This window comes from Streptomyces sp. NRRL B-24085 (genome assembly GCF_001282115.1).
GTDB lineage: Bacteria > Actinomycetota > Actinomycetes > Streptomycetales > Streptomycetaceae > Streptomyces.
In genome coordinates, this window is record NZ_LJBR01000244.1 from 1 (window position 1) to 19,405 (window position 19,405).

Here is a 19,405-nt window from a genome sequence, read left to right on the forward strand (position 1 = left end):
ACTGGGCGGGGCGGGGCCCGGCGGCGGGCGAACCGGAGCCGCCCTGGTGATCTGTGCCACCCGTCCGTTCGAGGGCGACCGCCCGGTCCCGCTCGGCCGTACGCTGACCCGAGGAGTCCCACGGGCCGGCGGCGGTCGCCACGGTGGCGGCCAGCGCGAGACCCGCGCCGGCGGCACCGGCGGTGTACTGCCAGGTCTTGACGGTCTTCGGCCGGGCCATCCCGGCAACCCGTGTGACCTGCGGTTTCACAGCGGCGGCGGTCCGTGCGAGATACGGCCGTACGGTGTCCGTGGCCCGGGTCAGTCCTGGACGGACGGCGTCCGCGGCGCGTGCCAGACGCGGTCGTACGGCGTTCGCGACCCGCACCGCGTGCGGTCTCGCGGCCCGCCAAGGCCTCAGTTCAGGCACGACCACCAGCCCCTTTCGCGATCACACACCTGCGTGAGGGACACTTAACCACCAGAACTATGTGTTGATCATGGAGGAGCCACCGGTGGAGTTCGACGTCACGATCGAGATCCCGAAGGGTTCGCGGAACAAGTACGAGGTGGACCACGAGACCGGTCGGATCCGCCTGGACCGTCGACTCTTCACCTCGACCGCCTACCCGACCGACTACGGCTTCGTCGAGAACACCCTCGGCGAGGACGGCGACCCGCTGGACGCGCTGGTCATTCTTGACGAGCCGACGTTCCCGGGCTGTCTCATCAAGTGCCGTGCGATCGGCATGTTCCGCATGACGGACGAGGCCGGCGGCGACGACAAGCTGCTGTGCGTCCCGGCGACGGACCCGCGCGTGGAGCACCTGCGCGACATCCACCACGTCTCCGAGTTCGACCGCCTGGAGATCCAGCACTTCTTCGAGGTCTACAAGGACCTGGAGCCCGGCAAGTCCGTCGAGGGCGCCGACTGGGTCGGTCGTGTCGACGCCGAGGCCGAGATCGAGCGGTCCTACAAGCGCTTCAAGGACCAGGGCGGCCACTGAGCCCCGTGTCACGGACGGGCCGTACGCGCACGCGTGCGGCCCGTTCGTATGCCCGCGCATACTGAGGCTTACGGAATGTGTCGTTCAGGGAGCGTTACGGAGTGACGGAGGCGGAGCACCGCAAGCCGCAGTCGGACGAGGCCAGGAGTTTCTACGACTCCGAGATCACGTCCGAGTTCGCCGTTCCCGACGGGCTCGCCATGCCGAGAACCGTCGGCGGTGAGCCGGAGACCACGTCCGAGTTCGCGGTCCCGCAGGGGCTGGAGGTCCCGCAGCCGTCGGCCGCCGAGCCGGAGGGGTCGGCGTTCAGTACGCCCCGCACGTACAGCGCGAAGGACGCCCCGCCCGCGTTCACCCCGGCGACCGGCATACCGGTGGTCAGTCTCACCAAGGACCTGCCCTGGCAGGACCGGATGCGCACGATGCTGCGGATGCCGGTGGCCGAGCGGCCCGCGCCGGAACCGGTGCAGAAGTCCGACGACGACACCGGTCCGGCCGTCCCGCGCGTGCTCGACCTGACCCTGCGCATCGGCGAGCTGCTGCTCGCGGGCGGTGAGGGGGCCGAGGACGTGGAGGCGGCGATGTTCGCGGTCTGCCGGTCCTACGGCCTGGACCGCTGCGAGCCGAACGTCACCTTCACGCTCCTGTCGATCTCCTACCAGCCGTCGCTCGTGGACGACCCCGTGACGGCCTCCAGGACGGTACGGCGGCGCGGGACCGACTACACCCGTCTCGCGGCCGTCTTCCAGCTCGTGGACGACCTCAGCGACCCCGAGACGGCGATCTCCCTGGAGGAGGCCTACCGGCGGCTCGCGGAGATCCGGCGCAACCGGCACCCGTACCCGACCTGGGTGCTCACCTCGGCGAGCGGGTTGCTGGCGGGCGCCGCCTCCGTGCTGGTCGGTGGTGGCCCGCTGGTGTTCGTCGCGGCCATGGTGGGCGCGATGCTCGGCGACCGGCTGGCGTGGCTGTGCGCGGGGCGCGGGCTGCCGGAGTTCTACCAGTTCGCGGTCGCCGCGATGCCGCCCGCCGGGATCGGGATCGCGCTCACCCTGGCCCATGTGGACGTGAAGGCGTCGGCGGTCATCACCGGTGGGCTGTTCGCGCTGCTGCCCGGGCGGGCGCTGGTGGCGGGCGTGCAGGACGGCCTGACGGGCTTCTACATCACCGCGTCGGCCCGGCTCCTGGAGGTCATGTACTTCTTCGTGGGCATCGTGGTGGGCGTCCTGGTGATGCTCTACGTCGGGGTGCAGCTCGGCGCGCACCTCAACCCCGACGAGGCGCTGTCGACGCAGCCGCGGCCGCTGTGGCAGATCGCGGCGTCGATGCTGCTGTCGCTGACCTTCGCCGTGCTGTTGCAGCAGGAACGGTCCACCGTGCTGGCCGTCACCCTGAACGGCGGGGTCGCGTGGTGCGTGTACGGCGCGATGCACTACACCGGCGAGTTCTCCCCGGTCGCCTCCACGGCCGTTGCGGCGGGGCTGGTCGGGTTGTTCGGGCAGTTGCTGTCGCGGTACCGGTTCGCCTCCGCGCTGCCGTACACGACCGCGGCGATCGGGCCCCTGCTGCCGGGTTCGGCCACGTACTTCGGGTTGTTGGCGATCGCCGGGAGCGAGGTCGTCGAAGGGCTGGTGTCCCTGTCGAAGGCGGCGGCCCTGGCGATGGCCATCGCCATCGGGGTCAACCTGGGGTCCGAGATCTCCCGGCTGTTCCTGAGGGTCGGCTCGGCCGGGAAGCGGCGGGCCGCCAAGAGGACCCGCGGCTTCTGACCCGCGCCCGAGGGGCGCTCAGTACCCCTGGTTGTTGTACGGGTTCTGCTGGTTCTGCTGCCCGTACTGCTCGTTCGGCCGGCCGTACTGCTGGTTGCCGTAGCCCTGCGGGTACTGCTGGGCGTAGGGCTGCTGTTGCTGCGGCTGCTGCTGGCCGTAGTACTGGTCGTAGCCGTTGTGCTGCTGCTGAGAGGGCTGCTGCCGCTCGTCGTCGGACGGGATGCGGCGGAGCTGGGTCGTCGCGTCGTCCATCGGCTGGTACTGCTGCTGGGGCGGGGTCTGCGCCGCCGCCCGCTTCTTCTTGGAGCGCTCGCGCAGGTACTCGATGATGATCGGGACGACCGAGACCAGGACGATCAGGACGAGGATCGCCTCGACGTTCTTCTTGATGACGTCGATCTGGCCGAGCCAGTAGCCGGCCAGGGTGACGCCGGTGCCCCAGGCCACGCCGCCGATGACGTTGTACGTCAGGAAGGTGCGGTACTTCATGCGGCCGGCGCCGGCCACGATGGGGGCGAAGGTCCGCACGATCGGCACGAAGCGGGCCAGGACGATGGCCTTGGGGCCGAACTTCTCCATGAACTCGTGGGCCTTCTCCAGGTTCTCCTGCTTGAAGAGCCTGGAGTTGGGGCGGCTGAAGAGCCTCGGCCCGAAGAACTTCCCGATCATGTAGCCGACCTGGTCGCCGAGGACGGCGGCCAGCACGATGAGCGCGCACACCAGCCACAGGGGCTGGCTGATGAAGTTCCCCTCGGCCACGAAGAGACCCGCCGTGAACAGCAGGGAGTCACCCGGCAGGAACGCGAAGAGACCCGACTCGGCGAAGACGATCAGCAGGATTCCGGGGAGGCTGAAGGTCTCGATCAGATAGTCGGGGCTGAGCCACTCGGGGCCGAGCGCGAGCGTGGTCACGGGATTGTGGCTCCTGCGTGTGGGGATCGGGCTGGGACTGGCTGCCTCAAGTATCAACGCAGCCACGGTGGCCCAGGTTCCATGGGGGTCCCCAGGATGCACTGTGCGCTCTCCGGGACAAAGCTGGGAGCCATGGGTATTGACGAATACGGCGGCGGCCAGGGGCCCCGGCCGGACGTGCTCGTGGTGACCACGAACGACGTACCCGGTCACCGGGTGCAGGAGGTGCTGGGCGAGGTCTTCGGGCTGACCGTGCGCTCCCGGCACCTCGGCAGCCAGATCGGGGCGGGCCTGAAGTCGATGATCGGCGGTGAGCTCAGGGGGCTCACGAAGACACTGGTGCAGACCCGCAACCAGGCCATGGAACGCCTCGTCGAGCAGGCACGCGCGCGTGGGGCGAACGCCGTGCTGATGTTCCGCTTCGACGTGACCGAGTCGGCGGACGTCGGCACGGAGGTGTGCGCCTACGGCACGGCGGTGGTCCTGACCCGGGAGTAGCCCCGGGTCAGGAGCCCTAGGCGGGGTGCCGGGCCGCGTTCGCCCTGATGGCGTCCCTGAGGTGCTCGGCGAGACCGGGGCGCACGGAGTCGTAGAACGCCTTGAAGCGCTCGTCCGACACATACATCTCGCCCAGGCACTGGTGCATCTCGTACGGGCAGTCGTAGAACCAGCCGCAGATGTGCTGCCGGTGCTCCTCCGCCATGTCCATGGCCGCCGCGGAGTCCGGTGTGTCCCCGGCGGCAATCAGGGCGGCGTAGCGCTCGCCCCAGTCGGCCGCCTCGGCCTGCATGCGCTGCCAGTCGTCCTTGGTGTAGTTCGCGGTCCGGCGCTGCGACTCGGCGTACGCCTCGGTGCCGCCCCAGCGCTGTTCCACCTCCTCGGCGTACTGTTCCGGGTCCTTGTCGCCGAAGACCTCGAAGCGTTCCTCCGGTGTCAGATCGATGCCCATCGTGCGTGCCTCCATGGCGTGTTCCACGGCCGTCGCCATCTTCTGCAGCTTCTCGATCCGGGCGGTCAGCAGCTCGTGCTGGCGGCGCAGGTGCGCGCGCGGGTCCGCGTCCGGGTCGTCGAGCAGGGCGGCGACCTCGTCGAGCGGGAAGCCGAGCTCGCGGTAGAACAGGATCTGCTGCAACCGGTCGAGGTCCTCGTCGCCGTAGCGCCGGTGGCCCGCGTGGCTGCGCTCGCTGGGCACGAGCAGGCCGATGTCGTCGTAGTGGTGCAGTGTGCGCACCGTCACACCGGCGAAGCCCGCGACCTGTCCCACGGAGTAGCTCACTTCGTCCGCTCCCTTCTCGGTACGCGCTCCACGGTGGCTCCTCACGTCGCGTGAGGTGCAAGCCCGGCACGGACACCTCCGGATGTCCCGTCCGTTATGTCCGCATATCGTGAGCTCGTGGCCCAGGACACCGCGCAGCAGGCATCCGCCGCCCCGGCGACCCCGGCGCGCGCCCTGCTGCCGTTGATCCTCCCCGCTCTCGTCGTCGGGGTGGGCGCGAGCCTGCTGTTGCTCGGGGTGAGCGCGGCGGCCGAGGAGTTGCAGCACGTGCTGTGGCGGAACCTGCCGGACGCGCTGGGGGTGGGCCGGTACTCCGTGCTGTGGATGCTGGTCGTGCTCACCGCGACCGGGATCGCCGTGGGCCTGGTGGTGTGGAAGGTTCCCGGACACGCCGGTCCCGACCCGGCGACCACCGGCCTGGACGCTCCCGTGCTGCCGCCCGCCGTGCTGCCGGGGTTGCTCCTGGCGACCGCGCTGATGCTCGCGGGCGGGCCGAGCCTGGGCCCCGAGAACCCGATCATCGCGGTGAACGTGGCGCTGGCCTTCTGGCTGGGACGCCGGCTGGCCCCGCGGCTGCCGCGCGGGCTGTGGCCGGCGCTGGCGGAGGCGGCGACGATCGGCGCGCTGTTCGGAACGCCGGTGGCGGCGGCGCTGGTGATCTCCGAGGCGCTGGCCGGACGGCAGCTCAGGGGCGCGCTGTGGGACAACGTCTTCGGACCGCTGCTGGCGGCCGCGGTCGGCGCGCTGACGGTCACCCTGGTGGCCCGCCCGACGTTCGATCTGCGGCTGCCCGCGTTCGGGCGGCCCGGCTGGGGCGATCTGCTGGCGGTGCTGGTGACCGCGTCGGCCGCCGCGCTGCTCGGCATGGCGGCCGTGCTGGCCTTCCCCCACGTCCACGGCGCGTTCGCGCGGCTGCGGCACCCGATGCTGGCCCTGCCCGTGGGCGGGCTCGTCCTCGGGCTGCTGGCGGCCCTCGGCGGGCATCTGACGCTCTTCAAGGGGCTCGACGAGATCGGCGAGCTGGCGGCCGACCCGGCGGGCTGGACGGCCGGGGAGTTCGCCACCATGACGGTGGTGAAGCTGGCCGCGCTGCTCGTCGCGGCCTCCTGCGGTTTCCGGGGCGGACGGATCTTCCCGGCCGTGTTCGTCGGCGTCGCCTTCGGGCTGTGCGCCCACGCGCTCGTGGACGCCGTCCACCCGGCCCTCGGCGTCGCCGCCGGGGTGCTCGGCATGTTGCTCGCCGTCACCCGGCAGGCCTGGGTGAGTCTGTTCACCGCCGCCGTGCTGGTGGCCTCGCCCACGATCCTCGCGCTGCTGTGCATCGCCTCGCTGCCGGCCTGGCTGCTGGTGACGGGGCGGCCGCAGATGCAGTTGCGCGCGGACGGAACCCCGGTCCGCTGACCGACGTTGATCCCTTCAGGAGGCACGCCCATGCCACTGCACAAAGGACCCGAGAAGCCCGACGAGCGTCCGTTGTCCGTCAATCCCTTCTACGGCGAGGCCGACCCGGTCGGCGGGATGACCGAGGCCCCGCCCAAGCACCGGCTGCCGAGCTCTCCCCTGCCGCCGTCGACCGCCTACCAGGTGGTCCACGACGAGCTGATGCTCGACGGCAATTCCCGGCTGAACCTCGCCACCTTCGTCACGACCTGGATGGAACCGCAGGCCGGGGTCCTGATGGGTGAGTGCCGGGACAAGAACATGATCGACAAGGACGAGTACCCGCGCACCGCCGAGCTGGAGCGGCGCTGTGTGGCGATGCTCGCCGACCTGTGGAACGCACCGGATCCCTCGGCGGCGGTGGGCTGTTCGACGACCGGGTCCAGCGAGGCGTGCATGCTCGCGGGCATGGCGCTGAAGCGGCGCTGGGCGCAGCGGAACGCCGGCCGGTATCCGGGGGCGCGGCCCAACCTGGTCATGGGGGTCAACGTCCAGGTGTGCTGGGAGAAGTTCTGCAACTTCTGGGAGGTGGAGGCCCGCCTGGTGCCCATGGAGGGCGAGCGCTTCCACCTCGACCCGCAGGCCGCCGCCGAGCTGTGCGACGAGAACACCATCGGGGTCGTGGGCATCCTCGGCTCCACCTTCGACGGCTCCTACGAGCCGATCGCGGACCTGTGCGCCGCCCTGGACGCCCTCCAGGAGCGCACCGGCCTGGACATCCCGGTGCACGTCGACGGGGCGTCCGGGGCCATGGTCGCGCCCTTCCTCGACGAGGACCTGGTGTGGGACTTCCGGCTGCCGCGCGTGGCGTCGATCAACACCTCGGGGCACAAGTACGGCCTCGTCTACCCCGGTGTCGGCTGGGCGCTGTGGCGGGACAAGGAGGCACTGCCGGAGGAGCTCGTGTTCCGGGTGAACTACCTGGGCGGCGACATGCCCACCTTCGCGCTGAACTTCTCCCGGCCCGGGGCGCAGGTCGTCGCGCAGTACTACACCTTCCTGCGGCTGGGCCGCGAGGGTTACCGGGCCGTGCAGCAGTCCACCCGGGACGTGGCCCGGCGCGTCGCCGACCGCGTGGAGGCGCTCGGCGACTTCCGCCTGCTGACCCGCGGCGACGAGCTCCCGGTGTTCGCGTTCACGACGGCCCCCGAGGTGCGGGCGTACGACGTCTTCGACGTGTCCCGGCGGCTGCGCGAGCGGGGCTGGCTGGTGCCGGCGTACACCTTCCCGCCGAACCGCGAGGACCTGTCGGTGCTGAGGGTGGTGTGCCGCAACGGCTTCTCGACCGACCTGGCCGACCTGTTCGCGGAGGACCTGGAACGCCTGCTGCCCGAACTGCGCCGCCAGCCGCACCCGTTGACGAGGGACAGGGACGCGGCGACGGGCTTCCATCACTAGCCTCCGCCGGACCGATGCCACTCGGTGCTGCTGGACGCGAGCACGGAGCCGCCGGGCGGGACGGCCGGGGCCAAGCACGCAGCCGCCGGGCACGAGGGCGGAACGGCCGAGGCCGAGCACACAGCCGCCAGGCACGAGCACGCAGCCGCGCCTACGGTCCCGCCCGTCGCGAGAGCCGTGCCGTCGGCCACGCCTGCTCCGCCGGACCGGCCGACCGCGCGCGACACATCCCGGCCGCGTCGCCGCGGGCCATGGGAACCGCCGGGCGGGTCACCGGCGGTTGCCGGAACGTGAGGTCGTGGCCGTTGGGTCAGGGGGCCGCGGCCTTCGCGCGAGGCGGAGACACGCCGTCGGCCGGCCCCGACGGGACCCGGTCTAAGCCCCCCCCTCTGCCCAGCGCGGCCTAGCGGCTCAGCCGGGCGAACCTCCTGACCGCCAGCGGGAAGAACACCGCCAGCAGCACCAGCGGCCACACCACCGCCGCCCACACGTGCCCCGGTTCGCCGCCGGGACCGCCCACCAGGTCCCGTACCGCCGTCGCCGTCCGGGACATGGGGTTCCACTCGACGACCGTGCCCAGCCAGCCCGGCATGGAGTCGGGGGTCGCGAACGCGTTGGACAGGAAGCCGACCGGCCAGACCAGGATCTGCACGGCCTGCACCATCTCCGGTTTCCCGGCGACCATCGCGAGGTGGATGCCGATCCAGAGCATGGCGAAGCGGAACAGGAGCAACAGGCCCACCGCCGCCAGGAGTCCGGCGAAGCCCCCCTGCACCCGCCAGCCGATCGCGAACCCGACACCGATCATCACGGCCAGGCTCAGCACGGACTGGAGCATGTCGGCCACCGAACGGCCCACCAGGACCGCCCCGTTGGCCATCGGCATGGAACGGAAACGGTCGATCACGCCCTTGTCGAGATCCTGGGTGACGGCGATCATCGTCGCCTCCAGCCCGAACGCCATGGTCAGCGCGAGCATCCCCGGGACCAGGTAGTCGACGTACTCCCCGTCGACACCGCGGCCCCCGCCGACGAGATAGCCGAACATCAGCAGCAGCATCACGGGGAAGACCAGGCCGACGACGACCCGCACCGGCTGCCGTGCCCAGTGGGCGAGTTCGCGCCGGGTCATGGTCCAGGAATCGGTCAGCGCGTACGTGCTCACACAGTCTCCTTCACTCGGTTGTCGTCACCGGTGAGATGCAGGAACACCTCGTCCAGGGTGGGCCGGCGCAGGGCCACGTCCTCCGCCTCGATCCCGGCCGCCCCCAGGGCTCGTACGACCTCGGAGAGCGCCGCCATCCGGTCGGTGACCGGGGCGCTGAGCAGCCTGCGGTCGGGGTCGACGGAGACGCCCTCCGCGGGCACCGGCAACAGGGCGAGGGCGGCGCCCAGTTGGCCCGCGTCCCGCAGGACCACGTCGATGCGGTCGCCCCCGGTGCGCGCCTTCAGCTCGTCCGACGTGCCGTCGGCGACGACCCGGCCCCCGTCGACGAGGGAGATCCGGTCGGCGAGCTGGTCGGCCTCCTCCAGGTACTGCGTGGTCAGCAGGACCGTCGTACCGCCGCCGACCAGGGAGCGGACCGCGGCCCACACCTCGGCGCGGCCGCGCGGGTCGAGGCCGGTCGTGGGTTCGTCCAGGAACAGCACCTCCGGGTCGCGGATCAGGGAGGCGGCGAGGTCCAGTCGGCGCCGCATGCCGCCGCTGTAGGCGCGGACGGGTTTGCGGCCGGTGTCGGCGAGGCCGAACCGCTCCAGGAGCTCGCCGGCGCGCACGCGCGCGTGGCGGGCGCCCAGGTGGTAGAGGCGGGCGAACATCTCCAGGTTCTGGCGGCCGTCGAGTTCCTCGTCGAGGGCCGCGTGCTGGCCGAGCAGACCGATGCGCAGCCGTACGTCGTAGGCGGCGCGCTCCACGTCGTGGCCCGCCACCTCGGCGCGACCCTCGTCGGGCCGCAGCAGGGTGGACAGGACGCGGACCAGGGTCGTCTTGCCCGCGCCGTTGGGGCCGAGGACGCCGTGGACGCTGCCGCGCGCGACCCTCAGGTCCAGCCCGTCCAGGGCGGCCTTGTCGCCGTACCGCTTCCGCAGGCCTTCCGCGACGATCACGTCGGTCACCTCGGTCATCGGGCACCCTCCCCAGGGGTTCAAGGCGTAGTCAAACTTGACTACCGATCCAAGGTAACGCCGACGACGGCACTCGTCAAACTTGATTAGTCAGCGTCCCCGGGGTGTCGCTCCCCCGTCGCGTACGGGTTCTCCTCACCCTCGGCGAGGACGCCCACGAACGGATCGCCCTCCCCCGCGAAGGTGTACGCCCCCTCCTCGACGCGGGCGATCAGCCCCTCGGTCCACTCGGCCTCGGCGTCGGCCGTGTGGATCCAGAGGTTCATGATCTCGCCGATGTGCCCGAGTTGCTGCGGGCCGTCCTCGGGCACGTAGTGCTCGGTGACCGCGGAACGCCACTCCTCGATGCGCCGCACGCGCTCCTTGAGCAGCGCCACCGCCTCCGCGCGCGGCAGGTCGACCATGAAGCCGATGGCCGCGGACTTCATGTCCGTCTTCTGGTCGTAGGAGGTCAGCGCCTCCCGCACCAGCCGCAGGTACTCCTCCGTGCCCAGGTCGGTGATCTCGTACTCGGTGCGCGGCGGGCCGCCGGCCGTGGACGGCGCGATCTCGTGCGCGTGCAGCAGCCCCTGCTTCGCCATCTGCTTCAGTGCGTGGTAGATCGAGCCGGGCTTGGCGTTGGACCACTCGTGCGCGCCCCAGTACTCCAGGTCGTTGCGCACCTGGTAGCCGTGGGCCCGCCCGTGCTGGCGCACCGCGCCGAGCACGAGGAGACGGATCGTTGACATGCGGTCCAGGTTATGGCTTCCTCACTCCGCGGCGAGCGCCACCAGCTCGAACGCCGTCCTGCCGTCCAGGGACTCGCGGATGATGTCGGCGTGGCCGGCGTGCCGGGCCGTCTCCCGGATCAGGTGCAGCAGCACCCAGCGCACGGAGACGCGGCCCCCCGGCGGGAACCAGGGCTGGTCCGGGAGCGGGAAGGTGTCGTCCAGGCTCGGCACCGAGCGGGCGAACGCCTCCGTTGCGGCGGCCACCTTCTCCCAGTACGCCAGCTGCGACTCGACGGTCTCGTCACCGACCAGGGCGAAGCACTCGTGCCAGTTGGACGGCTCCCGGTGCACGGCCGGCTCCTCGCCCCTGGCCCGGGCGATCCAGCTCTGCTCGGTCTCGGCGACGTGCTTGAGCAGCCCGCCCAGGGAGAGTTCGCTCGCGCTGGGCTTCGCGGCCGCCTGCTCCTCCGTCAGCCCGAGGACCGCGCGCCGGATGCCGCCGCGCTGCTCCTCCAGGAAGGCCAGGAGCGCGCCGCGCTCGTCGCCGTACTCCTCCGCGGGAACGTGAGTGACCATGACAGCCGCCTTTCGTAGGGCTCGGGAAGGGCTTCCCCCCGACACCCACGAAACTACGGGCCCTTCAGGACAGGTTCTGTCCTGAAGGGCCCGTGGCGGACGTCGTGCCGGAGAGATCAGAACGGGAAGCGGCTCCGGCCGTGCTGGACGGAGATCCACTTGGTGGTGGTGAAGGAGTCCAGCATGGTGTCGCCGTTCAGGCGGCCGATGCCGGAGTGCTTCTCGCCGCCGAAGGGGACGATCGGCTCGTCGTGGACGGTGCCGTCGTTGACGTGGAACATGCCGGTCTCGATCTGCTTGGCGAAGGCGACCCCGCGCTCGATGTCCGCGGTGTGGACGGCGCCGCTGAGGCCGTACGGGGTGTCGTTGACCAGGCGGACGGCCTCCTCCTCGCCGTCGAAGGTGACCAGGAGGGCGACCGGGCCGAAGAGCTCCTGCCTGAGGAGGGGCGAGTCCGCGGGGAGGTCCGTCAGGACGGAGGGCTCGACCAGGTTGTCCGTCGCGGTGCCGTGCACCAGCGCGGTCGCGCCGTCGGCGATCGCCTGCTCGACGGCGCCCGTGATGGCGTCCGCCTGCGAGGAGTTGATGACCGGGCCGATGACGGTCTCCGGGTCGCGGGGGTCGCCGGTCTTCAGGGCCCTGACCTTGGCGACGAACTTCTCGGTGAACTCCCCGGCCACCGCACGGTCGACCAGGACGCGGTTGGCGGCCATGCAGACCTGACCCTGGTGGACGTACCGGCTGAAGACGGCGGCGTCGACCGCGTAGTCGAGGTCGGCGTCGTCGAGGACCACCAGGGCGCTGTTGCCGCCCAGTTCGAGGACCGAGCGCTTGAAGTTGGCGGCGCAGACGGTGGCCACGTGGCGGCCGACCTTGTCGGAGCCGGTGAAGGAGATGACCTTCGGGACCGGGTGCTCCAGGAAGGCGTCACCGATCTCGGCGATGTCGGTGATGACGACGTTGAGCAGACCGCCGGGCAGCCCCGCGTCCTCGAAGATCTTCGCGACCAGGGCGCCGCCGACGATCGGCGTGTTCTGGTGCGGCTTGAGCACGACGGCGTTGCCGAGCGCGAGCGCCGGGGCGACCGACTTGATCGACAGCAGGAAGGGGAAGTTGAAGGGGCTGATCACGCCCACGACACCGACCGGCACGCGGTAGACGCGGTTCTCCTTGCCGTCCACCGGCGAGGGGATGATCCTGCCTTCGGGGCGCAGCGCGAGGTTGACCGCCTCGCGCAGGAACTCCTTGGCGAGGTGAAGTTCGAAGGCGGCCTTCAGACGGGTGCCGCCGAGCTCCGCGATGATCGCCTCGGAGATCTCCGCCTCGCGCTCCTCGATCAGCCGCAGGGCCTTCTCGAACACCTCGCGGCGGGCGTAGGGGTTGGTCCCGGCCCACGCCTTCTGCGCCCGGGCGGCGGCCCGGTACGCCTCGTCGACCTCGTCGACCGTGGCTATGGTGATCGACGCCAACTTCTCGTTGTCGTACGGGTTGAAGTCGATGATGTCCCAGGAACCGGTACCCGGGCGCCACTCACCGTCGATGTACTGCTGGGCCAGGTCGGTGAAGTACGACGACATGTGATCCCCAAATCACTAGCAGACACACGATCAACGTCACGGTCTGATCACACGTCATCGTACTTGCGCGGCACGCCAGTTGGGCACGCTGAGCAATCTTCTGGGGAGAACCCTTGGTGGGGTGGTGGAGATCTCGCGGACGTCTCAGGAGAGCTGGAGGAGTCCGCGCAGCAGGTCCCGGCTCTCGTCCGGGCCCGGGCTGTCCTGCTGGAGCTCCTTCATCGCCTTCTCGTACTGCGTCACGTCCTCGCGCTTGTCCAGATAGAGCGCGCTGGTGAGCTGCTCCAGGTAGACGACGTCCGTCAGGTCGGACTCGGTGAAGCTGAGGATCGTGAAGGCGCCGCTCTCACCGGAGTGGCCGCCGAAGCCGAACGGCATGATCTGGAGCCGTACGTTGGGGCGTTCGGAGACGTCGATGAGGTGCTGGAGCTGTCCCCGCATCACCTGGCGGTCGCCGTACGGGCGGCGCAGGGACGCCTCGTCGAGCACCACGTGGAACTCGGGGCCGCCGTCGTCGGCCAGGTACTTCTGGCGCTCCAGGCGCAGCGCGACGCGCTTCTCGACGTCCGCCTCGCTCGCGCCCTGCATACCGCGCCGCACCACTGCACGTGCATACGCCTCGGTCTGCAACAGGCCGTGGATGAACTGGACTTCGTACACGCGGATGAGGGAGGCGGCGCCCTCCAGGCCCACATAGGTGGGGAACCAGCTCGGCAGGACGTCGGAGTAACTGTGCCACCACCCCGCGACGTTGGCCTCACGGGCGAGGGAGAGGAGCGAGGCCCGCTCCTGCTCGTCCGTGATGCCGTACAGCGTCAACAGGTCTTCCACGTCACGCGTCTTGAAGCTCACCCGGCCCAACTCCATCCGGCTGATCTTCGACTCGGACGCGCGGATCGAGTAGCCCGCCGCCTCGCGCGTGATGCCCCTTGCCTCACGCAGTCGCCTGAGTTGCGAGCCGAGCAGCATCCGCCGCACCACCGATCCGGGCTCTCCCGCGCTCACGTTCGCCAGCCTCCCCAACGTCTTCAGGGGCCGAAGTCTGCCACTAAAACACTCCGAGCAGTACTCGTCCGATTACAGATATGGAAAGAAGCCAAAGTTTCTGCACAGGGCCGGGACAGACAGTGGGAAGGAAGAGGCAAGAAACAGTGGAGAAGATGGCGGAAAAAATGGCCAACAAGCGGTACGGGTAGGGCCAATTCGGTCACGTGCACGTGCATCTGCACCTTGCATCTGCATCGCTCATCCGAAACCATGGTCCCGCGCAACCGCTGCATCGCAACGACCGCGAGTTCCCGGGAGTGCCTCGCATGGGGATGAATGGATCGACCATGCTCGAGCCGTTACGGCAGGGCCTTCCGCCGCTGGATCCCGCGGCCGTGTCCGACGCCGCCTCCTGTTCCCTGCCCGCCCGCTACGAAGCGGTGGGCGACGCACGGAGGTTCACCCGCAGAACGCTCGACCAGTGGGAGCTGAGCGACCACTTCGACGACATCTGCCTCGTCGTGTCGGAACTGGTCACCAACGCACTGCGGCACGCGATGCCGGCCCACGGCGCGCACTGCGCCGAGCAGAACCCGCCCGTGCGGCTGCACCTGATGCGGTGGACCGGACGACTCGTGTGCGCGGTACGCGATCCCAGCCAGGAGAGTCCGGTCGCACGCGACTCCGACGACTTCTCGGCGGAATCGGGGCGCGGGCTGTTCCTCGTCGACTCCTTCAGCGACAGCTGGGGGTGGCACCCGATGGCGGGGACGCTGGGCGGCAAGGTGGTCTGGGCGCTGTTCCGGCTCCGGCCGCACACGGGTCCGGCCACGGCGTCCGCCGAGTGAGACACCGCGGCGTTTTATGACGCCGCGGTTCTACGCGCGTCACTCAGTGCTCGGTCACGGCCACCCGGGGTCACCCCGGGACAGCCGGACTCAACCCGCGATCAGGTGGTCGAACTCGCCGTCCTTGATGCCCAGGAGCATCGCCTCGATCTCCGCGCGCGTGTAGACGAGCGCGGGACCGTCCGGGAAGCGGGAGTTGCGCACCGCGACTCCCCCGTCCGGCAGGCGCGCGAACTCCACGCAGGAACCCTGCGAGTTGCTGTGCCTGCTCTTCTGCCAGGCCACCCCGCCAAGATCCGTGGCCGTCATGCCGTTGTACACGTCGAGGTCCACAGGTCGCTCCCCGGTGGTGCGGTGGCCTTGTGGCCAGTGATGCAGCTGTCAACTAGTCCGGATCATAGCTCTGTTCACGTGCAGATGCATGAGCAGATGCACGTGCACAAGGGGTGTTCCTGCGGTTACAGATGTGACGACGGGGCCGTTAGATGCGTTCCATCGTCTGCCCCAGCGCCCGCATCACATGCGTCCGCCAGCCCCCGTCCATGATCGTCCGGGTCATGAGCTGAGCGGGGTCGCCGGGATCGAATCCCTCGTGCACTAGGAAGAGACGCGTACCGCGCCCTTCCTGTTCCACCTTCCATGTCACGGTCCAGTCGGCGGAGTTGGCCGGGTCGGCGTCGGTCCACCGGAGTGCGAGCATCCGCTGCGGCTCGTAGGCGAGGACCTCCACCTCGACGGTGCCCGAGAAGTTCGAGTTCGGCCGCGGGACCGAGGTCATGGTGTACCGATGTCCGACCTCCAGCCGGAACGCCTCCGCCCCTTGCATCTGCCACTGCACGAGCAGCTCGGGCTCGGTGAGGGCGCGCCAGACCTTGGCGGGCGGGTGCGGGAAGAACTCGTCGACGCGGATGACCGTGAGGTCGTCGTCGGGTGCGTTGCTCATGTCACGTCATCGTCGGGCATGCGGTCGAGCAGGGCGCCCAGTTCCTTGAGCCGGCCGCGCCAGAACCGCTCGTACGGATGGAGCCAGTCCTGCACCTCGGCGAGCGGGGCCGCCTCCAGCCGGTAGATGCGCTGCCGGCCCGAGCGCTGTTCGGAGACCAGGCCCGCCTCGCGCAGCACCCTCAGATGCTCGGACAGGCTCGGGCGCCGCATGTCGAAGTGGTCGGCCAGGGCCTGGACGGGCTGGGGGCCGCCGTCGCGCAGCAGCCGCAGCACCTCACGGCGTACGGCGCTCGCGAGCGCGGCGAAGACGCGGTCCGCGTCGGCCTCGGTGGTCCCCGCCTCGACGGCTCCCGGTGCGGTCATGCCGGCCTTCCTACTGGTGTGCCTCCGTCAGCAGCATCAGACCGTTGCCGTCGGGGTCCGTGAAGGAGGCCATGCGGCCCCACGGGAGATCGTCGGGTCCCTGCACGGGGGTCCCGGCCTCCGCGAGGCGCGCACAGTCCGCGTCGACATCGGTCGTGACCAACATGATCCCCCGGGCCGAGCCGGGCTCGAAGCCGCCCATGCCCGGACCGGAGAGCGTGAAGACGGTCTGCGCGCCCTCGGGGGCCACCTGGAGCCAGCGCCCCTGGGGCAGGTCCCGGTCGGCGGTGACGGTCAGGCCGAGGACGTCGGTGTAGAAGCGCAGGGCGCGGTCCTGGTCGGAGACCGGGAGGGTGACGAAGGAGGCGTGCGTGATGGTCATGCCCAGGAGGATAGGTAGGACATTCCCTACGCGTCAACCGTAGGGAATCTCCTACCTATGAGCCCTCACCTGCTGGAGTACGGCAGCAGGGCCATCTCGCGGGCATTCTTGATGGCACGGGCGAGCTGTCGCTGCTGCTGGGCCGACACGCGGGTGACGCGGCGGCTGCGGATCTTGCCGCGGTCGGAGATGAACTTCCGCAGCAGGTCGGTGTCCTTGTAGTCGACGTAGGTGATCCCGGCCGCGTCCAGCGGGTTGGGGCGGTTCTTGGTGAGCTTGCGGTCGTGCTTGCGGTCGGCGTTGCGAGGCATCAGACCTCCAGGAGGGTGTCGAAGGCGGGCGGGAGGCGTTTCCAGGCGTCGCGGCCGGCCGCGTACTCGGCGTCGGTCAGCAGGCAGGACTCCAGCAGCCGCTCGAGTCCGTCGCGGTCGAGGCCGGGCGAGGTGAAGACGAGGTGCTGGCAGCAGTCGCCGTGCTCCGGGTGCCAGTCCAGCGCGGCGGCCGCCCGGCGCACCGGCGGGACCATGTCCCAGGCCGCGTCGGGGAGCGAGGCCAGCCACGGACCCGCGCTCTCCACGCACAGGGCGCCGCCGGCCGCGTCCCAGTGCAGCAGCACGTCCGGCCTGTCGGCGAGCCAGAACCGGCCCCGGCTGCGGGCGGCTGCGCAGGTGATGTCCTCCAGCGCCTCGTACAGCCGCTCCGGGTGGAAGGGCCGGCGGCGGTGCCAGACCAGCGTGGCGACACCGTGCGCGTCGGCCTCGGCGGGCAGCAGGGCACAGGCGGGATGCTGGGCGGCCGCGGCGGACTCCACGTCGAACCCGGCGAGGGCGGCACGGGCCAGGGGCGAGTGGGCGGAGGGCCGTACCGGATGGCGGGTGCCCGCCTCGTCGGTCGGCTCACCGCCCCGGATCGGGACCCGGCGGGCCGTCGGGTGGAGCTGGGCGAGGAGTTCGCGGTCCTCCTCGTCGGCCTCCGGGGAGTCGAGGACGGCGAGGACGGGGGCGTACTCGAGCTGGCGGGCGAAGGTGTCGGCCACCGTGCGCTGGTCGGTGGCCGCGGCGGCGAGACCGCGCTCGGCGAGGTCGTCGCCGTTGCCGAGGTACGGCAGCACGAGCGCCGGGTCGACCGCGGTGACCACGCCGGTGACCGTGAGGCCGCCGGCCGCGACCACCTCGGCCATCGCCTTGGGCTCGACGGAGTCCCACAGCTCGACGACCGCGAGGCGCAGCGTCCCGGCCGCGTCCAGGCGGCGCAGCTCCGGAACCAGGTCGTCCCGCAGCGCGCAGCAGGCGCAGTCGTTGACCAGGGGGGCCTCGCCGGCGGACAGGATGCCGGTGGCGTCGCGGATCGTGCGTACGACGGTGCCGGCCGCGGCCGTCGCCAGGTCGTGGTGGAGGACGACACTGCCGGGTACGTCGGCGAGCAACTGCCGGACGGCCGCCTTGCGCGCGTCGGCGTGCAGCCCGCCGACGATCACGACGGAGAGCATCAGCCCTTCTTTCCGTACCGGCGCTCGAAGCGCTCGACCCGGCCCGCGGTGTCCAGGACGCGGGCGGTGCCGGTGTAGAAGGGATGGCTGACGTTCGAGATCTCGACGTCCACGACCGGGTAGGTGCGGCCGTCCTCCCACTCGATCGTCTTCTCGCTCGTCATCGTCGAGCGGGTGAGGAAGGCGTGGTTCGCGGCACGGTCGCGGAAGACCACGGGGCCGTACGACGGGTGGATTCCCTCGCGCATGGTCAGCGCTCCTCTCGGAAGTCGACGTGGCGGCCGGCGACCGGGTCGTACTTCCGCAGCGTCATACGGTCCGGGTCGTTGCGGCGGTTCTTGCGGGTCACATAGGTGAAGCCGGTCCCGGCGGTGGACCGGAGCTTGATGACCGGGCGGAGTTCGTTGCGTGCCATGCTGCTATCTTACTGAAAATGAATTCCATTTACACAACTGCTTCGAGAGAGGTGCATCACCCGTGTCCGCCCACTGCATGCTGACCGGCGCACAGCCGGGCTTCGGCAACCGGATCTCCCACTCCCACCGGCGCACCTCGCGCCGCTTCGACCCCAACATCCAGTCCAAGCGCTACTGGCTGCCGAGCGAGGGCCGCCACGTGCGGCTGCGGCTGAGCACCAAGGGCATCAGGACCGTCGACTCGATCGGCGTCGAGGCGGCCGTGGCGCGCATCCGCGCGCGCGGGGTGCGGGTCTGAGGATTCGGGAGGAGAACCGGCATGGCGAAGAAGAGCAAAATCGCGAAGAACGAGAAGCGCCAGGAGATCGTCGCGCGGTACGCCGTACGGCGGGCCGAGCTGAAGGAGATCATCCGCAGGCCGTCGTCCACGGACGCCGAACGGCTCGCGGCCCAGGAGGAGTTGCGGCGGCAGCCGCGGGACGCGAGCGCCACGCGCGTGCGTAACCGGGATCAGGTGGACGGGCGGCCGCGCGGCTACTTCCGGGCCTTCGGGCTGTCCCGGGTGGGGCTGCGCGAGCAGGCGCACGCGGGACATCTGCCAGGTGTCCGCAAATCGTCCTGGTAGCCCTCACGGGTGGTGCTGGTAGCTTGCTGCGGTCGTCCGGCCGACCGCTACACCTTGGGAGCTTCCAGTGACTTCGGCGATCTTCTCGCGCACTGTGTCGGGCCGACGGGCCGGGCTCGCGGCCGCGGGTCTTGTGGGTGCGCTCGTGCTGACCGCGTGCAGCGGCGGGGGCTCGGACGACGACGCGTCGCCCAGTTCCAGCGCGTCCGCGCCGCCGTCGGCTTCGCCCTCCGCCGCCGCCTCCTCCTCCGGTACGTCGTCCTCGGCGTCCGGCGAGGTCGCGGGGAGCTGGCTGACCACCACCGGCGGCAAGGCGGTGGCGCTGCTGGTCAACGGCGACCGGGCCGGGCTGTTCGCCACCGGCGGCACGGTGTGCAGCGGCAGCGCGAGCGCGAAGACGATCCGTCTCAAGTGCGCGGACGGCAGCACGGACCGGGCCGAGGGGACGGTCGAGTCGGTCGGCAAAACCGAGCTCAAGGTGAGGTGGTCGGGTGCCGCCGGCACCGAGACCTACACCCGGGCCGAGGGCGGCCGCCTGCCGAGCGGACTGCCGACGGCGGGGCTCGGGTCTTAGCGCGGGGG

The 19,405-nt window shown here is 70.6% G+C and carries 25 protein-coding genes and 1 pseudogene; 9 read left to right on the plus strand and 17 right to left on the minus strand.

Annotated features, from left to right (window positions below; translation table 11 throughout):
• Nucleotides 1–415 (minus strand): annotated as a pseudogene (locus AOJ26_RS25290) (D-alanyl-D-alanine carboxypeptidase); the annotation flags it as partial.
• Between the two features lie 79 nt (nucleotides 416–494).
• On the opposite strand from AOJ26_RS25290, the gene AOJ26_RS25295 reads away from it, so the two are divergent.
• The gene (locus AOJ26_RS25295; protein ID WP_007383738.1) at nucleotides 495–986 is read left to right on the plus strand and encodes an inorganic diphosphatase; all 492 of its coding nucleotides are present in this window, start codon (nucleotides 495–497) and stop codon (nucleotides 984–986) included.
• Nucleotides 987–1,087: 101 nt separating this feature from the next.
• A complete protein-coding gene (locus tag AOJ26_RS25300; protein ID WP_053850647.1) occupies nucleotides 1,088–2,755 on the plus strand; it encodes a threonine/serine ThrE exporter family protein in 1,668 nt (555 codons plus the stop codon).
• Nucleotides 2,756–2,773: 18 nt separating this feature from the next.
• Here AOJ26_RS25300 and AOJ26_RS25305 read toward each other — a convergent pair whose 3' ends face one another.
• A complete protein-coding gene (locus AOJ26_RS25305) occupies nucleotides 2,774–3,667 on the minus strand; it encodes a DedA family protein (protein WP_053850648.1) in 894 nt (297 codons plus the stop codon).
• Between the two features lie 132 nt (nucleotides 3,668–3,799).
• On the opposite strand from AOJ26_RS25305, the gene AOJ26_RS25310 reads away from it, so the two are divergent.
• Nucleotides 3,800–4,165 (plus strand): YbjQ family protein, encoded by a 366-nt coding sequence (locus tag AOJ26_RS25310; protein ID WP_053850649.1) that lies wholly within the window; start codon nucleotides 3,800–3,802, stop codon nucleotides 4,163–4,165.
• 16 nt (nucleotides 4,166–4,181) lie between these two features.
• On the opposite strand, the gene AOJ26_RS25315 is transcribed toward AOJ26_RS25310, so the two are convergent.
• Nucleotides 4,182–4,943, minus strand: a complete 762-nt coding sequence (locus AOJ26_RS25315) for a MerR family transcriptional regulator (RefSeq protein WP_053850650.1) — start codon at nucleotides 4,941–4,943, stop codon at nucleotides 4,182–4,184.
• Between the two features lie 117 nt (nucleotides 4,944–5,060).
• Between AOJ26_RS25315 and AOJ26_RS25320 the strand changes: the two genes are divergently transcribed.
• Complete coding sequence (locus AOJ26_RS25320) at nucleotides 5,061–6,344, plus strand: ion channel protein (protein WP_053850651.1); 1,284 nt, start codon at nucleotides 5,061–5,063, stop codon at nucleotides 6,342–6,344.
• A gap of 30 nt (nucleotides 6,345–6,374) precedes the next feature.
• Complete coding sequence (locus AOJ26_RS25325) at nucleotides 6,375–7,781, plus strand: glutamate decarboxylase (RefSeq protein ID WP_053850652.1); 1,407 nt, start codon at nucleotides 6,375–6,377, stop codon at nucleotides 7,779–7,781.
• A 403-nt stretch (nucleotides 7,782–8,184) separates the two neighbouring features.
• Here the strand turns inward: AOJ26_RS25325 and AOJ26_RS25330 are convergent, their stop codons facing one another.
• The 6 genes from AOJ26_RS25330 to AOJ26_RS25355 form a co-directional block, all read right to left on the minus strand.
• Nucleotides 8,185–8,946 (minus strand): ABC transporter permease, encoded by a 762-nt coding sequence (locus AOJ26_RS25330; protein WP_053850653.1) that lies wholly within the window; start codon nucleotides 8,944–8,946, stop codon nucleotides 8,185–8,187.
• Nucleotides 8,943–9,905: an ATP-binding cassette domain-containing protein gene (locus tag AOJ26_RS25335; RefSeq protein ID WP_053850654.1), complete on the minus strand. Its 963-nt coding sequence runs from the start codon at nucleotides 9,903–9,905 to the stop codon at nucleotides 8,943–8,945. The genes AOJ26_RS25330 and AOJ26_RS25335 overlap by 4 nt, the downstream gene beginning before the upstream one ends.
• An 86-nt stretch (nucleotides 9,906–9,991) precedes the next feature.
• Nucleotides 9,992–10,633: a PadR family transcriptional regulator gene (locus tag AOJ26_RS25340; protein ID WP_053850655.1), complete on the minus strand. Its 642-nt coding sequence runs from the start codon at nucleotides 10,631–10,633 to the stop codon at nucleotides 9,992–9,994.
• A 21-nt stretch (nucleotides 10,634–10,654) separates the two neighbouring features.
• The gene (locus AOJ26_RS25345) at nucleotides 10,655–11,191 is read right to left on the minus strand and encodes a DinB family protein (RefSeq protein ID WP_053850656.1); all 537 of its coding nucleotides are present in this window, start codon (nucleotides 11,189–11,191) and stop codon (nucleotides 10,655–10,657) included.
• Nucleotides 11,192–11,307: 116 nt separating this feature from the next.
• Nucleotides 11,308–12,768 carry an aldehyde dehydrogenase family protein gene (locus AOJ26_RS25350; RefSeq protein WP_053850657.1) on the minus strand — a complete coding sequence of 487 codons (1,461 nt, stop codon included), beginning with the start codon at nucleotides 12,766–12,768 and terminating at the stop codon, nucleotides 11,308–11,310.
• Nucleotides 12,769–12,912: 144 nt separating this feature from the next.
• Nucleotides 12,913–13,737 carry a helix-turn-helix domain-containing protein gene (locus tag AOJ26_RS25355; protein WP_053850668.1) on the minus strand — a complete coding sequence of 275 codons (825 nt, stop codon included), beginning with the start codon at nucleotides 13,735–13,737 and terminating at the stop codon, nucleotides 12,913–12,915.
• A 365-nt stretch (nucleotides 13,738–14,102) separates the two neighbouring features.
• Between AOJ26_RS25355 and AOJ26_RS25360 the strand changes: the two genes are divergently transcribed.
• Complete coding sequence (locus tag AOJ26_RS25360; protein WP_053850658.1) at nucleotides 14,103–14,603, plus strand: ATP-binding protein; 501 nt, start codon at nucleotides 14,103–14,105, stop codon at nucleotides 14,601–14,603.
• Between the two features lie 90 nt (nucleotides 14,604–14,693).
• Here the strand turns inward: AOJ26_RS25360 and AOJ26_RS25365 are convergent, their stop codons facing one another.
• The 8 genes from AOJ26_RS25365 to rpmG all read right to left on the minus strand — a co-directional run bounded on the left by AOJ26_RS25365 (nucleotide 14,694) and on the right by rpmG (nucleotide 18,197).
• Nucleotides 14,694–14,936: a DUF397 domain-containing protein gene (locus AOJ26_RS25365; protein ID WP_234358665.1), complete on the minus strand. Its 243-nt coding sequence runs from the start codon at nucleotides 14,934–14,936 to the stop codon at nucleotides 14,694–14,696.
• Nucleotides 14,937–15,084: 148 nt separating this feature from the next.
• Nucleotides 15,085–15,546, minus strand: a complete 462-nt coding sequence (locus AOJ26_RS25370; RefSeq protein WP_053850659.1) for an SRPBCC family protein — start codon at nucleotides 15,544–15,546, stop codon at nucleotides 15,085–15,087.
• The gene (locus tag AOJ26_RS25375) at nucleotides 15,543–15,911 is read right to left on the minus strand and encodes an ArsR/SmtB family transcription factor (protein ID WP_053850660.1); all 369 of its coding nucleotides are present in this window, start codon (nucleotides 15,909–15,911) and stop codon (nucleotides 15,543–15,545) included. The genes AOJ26_RS25370 and AOJ26_RS25375 overlap by 4 nt, the downstream gene beginning before the upstream one ends.
• Before the next feature lie 10 nt (nucleotides 15,912–15,921).
• Nucleotides 15,922–16,293: a VOC family protein gene (locus AOJ26_RS25380; RefSeq protein ID WP_053850661.1), complete on the minus strand. Its 372-nt coding sequence runs from the start codon at nucleotides 16,291–16,293 to the stop codon at nucleotides 15,922–15,924.
• A 65-nt stretch (nucleotides 16,294–16,358) separates the two neighbouring features.
• Nucleotides 16,359–16,604, minus strand: a complete 246-nt coding sequence (gene rpsR, locus AOJ26_RS25385) for a 30S ribosomal protein S18 (protein WP_053850662.1) — start codon at nucleotides 16,602–16,604, stop codon at nucleotides 16,359–16,361.
• Entirely contained in the window at nucleotides 16,604–17,782 is a 1,179-nt protein-coding gene (locus AOJ26_RS25390) for a CobW family GTP-binding protein (protein ID WP_053850663.1), read from the minus strand. The genes rpsR and AOJ26_RS25390 overlap by 1 nt, the downstream gene beginning before the upstream one ends.
• Nucleotides 17,782–18,030 carry a type B 50S ribosomal protein L31 gene (locus AOJ26_RS25395; protein WP_053850664.1) on the minus strand — a complete coding sequence of 83 codons (249 nt, stop codon included), beginning with the start codon at nucleotides 18,028–18,030 and terminating at the stop codon, nucleotides 17,782–17,784. Before AOJ26_RS25395 ends, AOJ26_RS25390 begins: the two co-directional genes overlap by 1 nt.
• A gap of 2 nt (nucleotides 18,031–18,032) precedes the next feature.
• The gene (rpmG, locus tag AOJ26_RS25400; RefSeq protein WP_015658813.1) at nucleotides 18,033–18,197 is read right to left on the minus strand and encodes a 50S ribosomal protein L33; all 165 of its coding nucleotides are present in this window, start codon (nucleotides 18,195–18,197) and stop codon (nucleotides 18,033–18,035) included.
• A 62-nt stretch (nucleotides 18,198–18,259) separates the two neighbouring features.
• Between rpmG and rpmB the strand changes: the two genes are divergently transcribed.
• The 3 genes from rpmB to AOJ26_RS25415 all read left to right on the plus strand — a co-directional run bounded on the left by rpmB (nucleotide 18,260) and on the right by AOJ26_RS25415 (nucleotide 19,397).
• Nucleotides 18,260–18,496, plus strand: coding sequence for a 50S ribosomal protein L28 (rpmB, locus tag AOJ26_RS25405; RefSeq protein ID WP_053850665.1), 237 nt, complete (start codon nucleotides 18,260–18,262; stop codon nucleotides 18,494–18,496).
• Between the two features lie 21 nt (nucleotides 18,497–18,517).
• Nucleotides 18,518–18,823 (plus strand): 30S ribosomal protein S14, encoded by a 306-nt coding sequence (rpsN, locus tag AOJ26_RS25410; RefSeq protein WP_053850666.1) that lies wholly within the window; start codon nucleotides 18,518–18,520, stop codon nucleotides 18,821–18,823.
• Nucleotides 18,824–18,890: 67 nt separating this feature from the next.
• Nucleotides 18,891–19,397, plus strand: a complete 507-nt coding sequence (locus tag AOJ26_RS25415; RefSeq protein ID WP_053850667.1) for a hypothetical protein — start codon at nucleotides 18,891–18,893, stop codon at nucleotides 19,395–19,397.
• Nucleotides 19,398–19,405 lie beyond the last annotated feature (8 nt).

Excerpts from the sequence above, each read along its gene's own strand:
- AOJ26_RS25380 (WP_053850661.1), bottom strand. The coding sequence starts at position 16,293 with ATGACCATCACGCACGCCTCCTTCGTCACCCTCCCGGTCTCCGACCAG.
- rpsR (WP_053850662.1), bottom strand. The coding sequence starts at position 16,604 with ATGCCTCGCAACGCCGACCGCAAGCACGACCGCAAGCTCACCAAGAAC.
- AOJ26_RS25340 (WP_053850655.1), bottom strand. The coding sequence starts at position 10,633 with ATGTCAACGATCCGTCTCCTCGTGCTCGGCGCGGTGCGCCAGCACGGG.
- AOJ26_RS25390 (WP_053850663.1), bottom strand. The coding sequence starts at position 17,782 with ATGCTCTCCGTCGTGATCGTCGGCGGGCTGCACGCCGACGCGCGCAAG.
- AOJ26_RS25355 (WP_053850668.1), bottom strand. The coding sequence starts at position 13,737 with ATGCTGCTCGGCTCGCAACTCAGGCGACTGCGTGAGGCAAGGGGCATC.
- AOJ26_RS25310 (WP_053850649.1), top strand. The coding sequence starts at position 3,800 with ATGGGTATTGACGAATACGGCGGCGGCCAGGGGCCCCGGCCGGACGTG.
- AOJ26_RS25350 (WP_053850657.1), bottom strand. The coding sequence starts at position 12,768 with ATGTCGTCGTACTTCACCGACCTGGCCCAGCAGTACATCGACGGTGAG.
- rpsN (WP_053850666.1), top strand. The coding sequence starts at position 18,518 with ATGGCGAAGAAGAGCAAAATCGCGAAGAACGAGAAGCGCCAGGAGATC.
- AOJ26_RS25360 (WP_053850658.1), top strand. The coding sequence starts at position 14,103 with ATGCTCGAGCCGTTACGGCAGGGCCTTCCGCCGCTGGATCCCGCGGCC.
- AOJ26_RS25375 (WP_053850660.1), bottom strand. The coding sequence starts at position 15,911 with ATGACCGCACCGGGAGCCGTCGAGGCGGGGACCACCGAGGCCGACGCG.
- AOJ26_RS25395 (WP_053850664.1), bottom strand. The coding sequence starts at position 18,030 with ATGCGCGAGGGAATCCACCCGTCGTACGGCCCCGTGGTCTTCCGCGAC.
- AOJ26_RS25345 (WP_053850656.1), bottom strand. The coding sequence starts at position 11,191 with ATGGTCACTCACGTTCCCGCGGAGGAGTACGGCGACGAGCGCGGCGCG.
- AOJ26_RS25335 (WP_053850654.1), bottom strand. The coding sequence starts at position 9,905 with ATGACCGAGGTGACCGACGTGATCGTCGCGGAAGGCCTGCGGAAGCGG.
- rpmG (WP_015658813.1), bottom strand. The coding sequence starts at position 18,197 with ATGGCACGCAACGAACTCCGCCCGGTCATCAAGCTCCGGTCCACCGCC.
- AOJ26_RS25370 (WP_053850659.1), bottom strand. The coding sequence starts at position 15,546 with ATGAGCAACGCACCCGACGACGACCTCACGGTCATCCGCGTCGACGAG.
- AOJ26_RS25325 (WP_053850652.1), top strand. The coding sequence starts at position 6,375 with ATGCCACTGCACAAAGGACCCGAGAAGCCCGACGAGCGTCCGTTGTCC.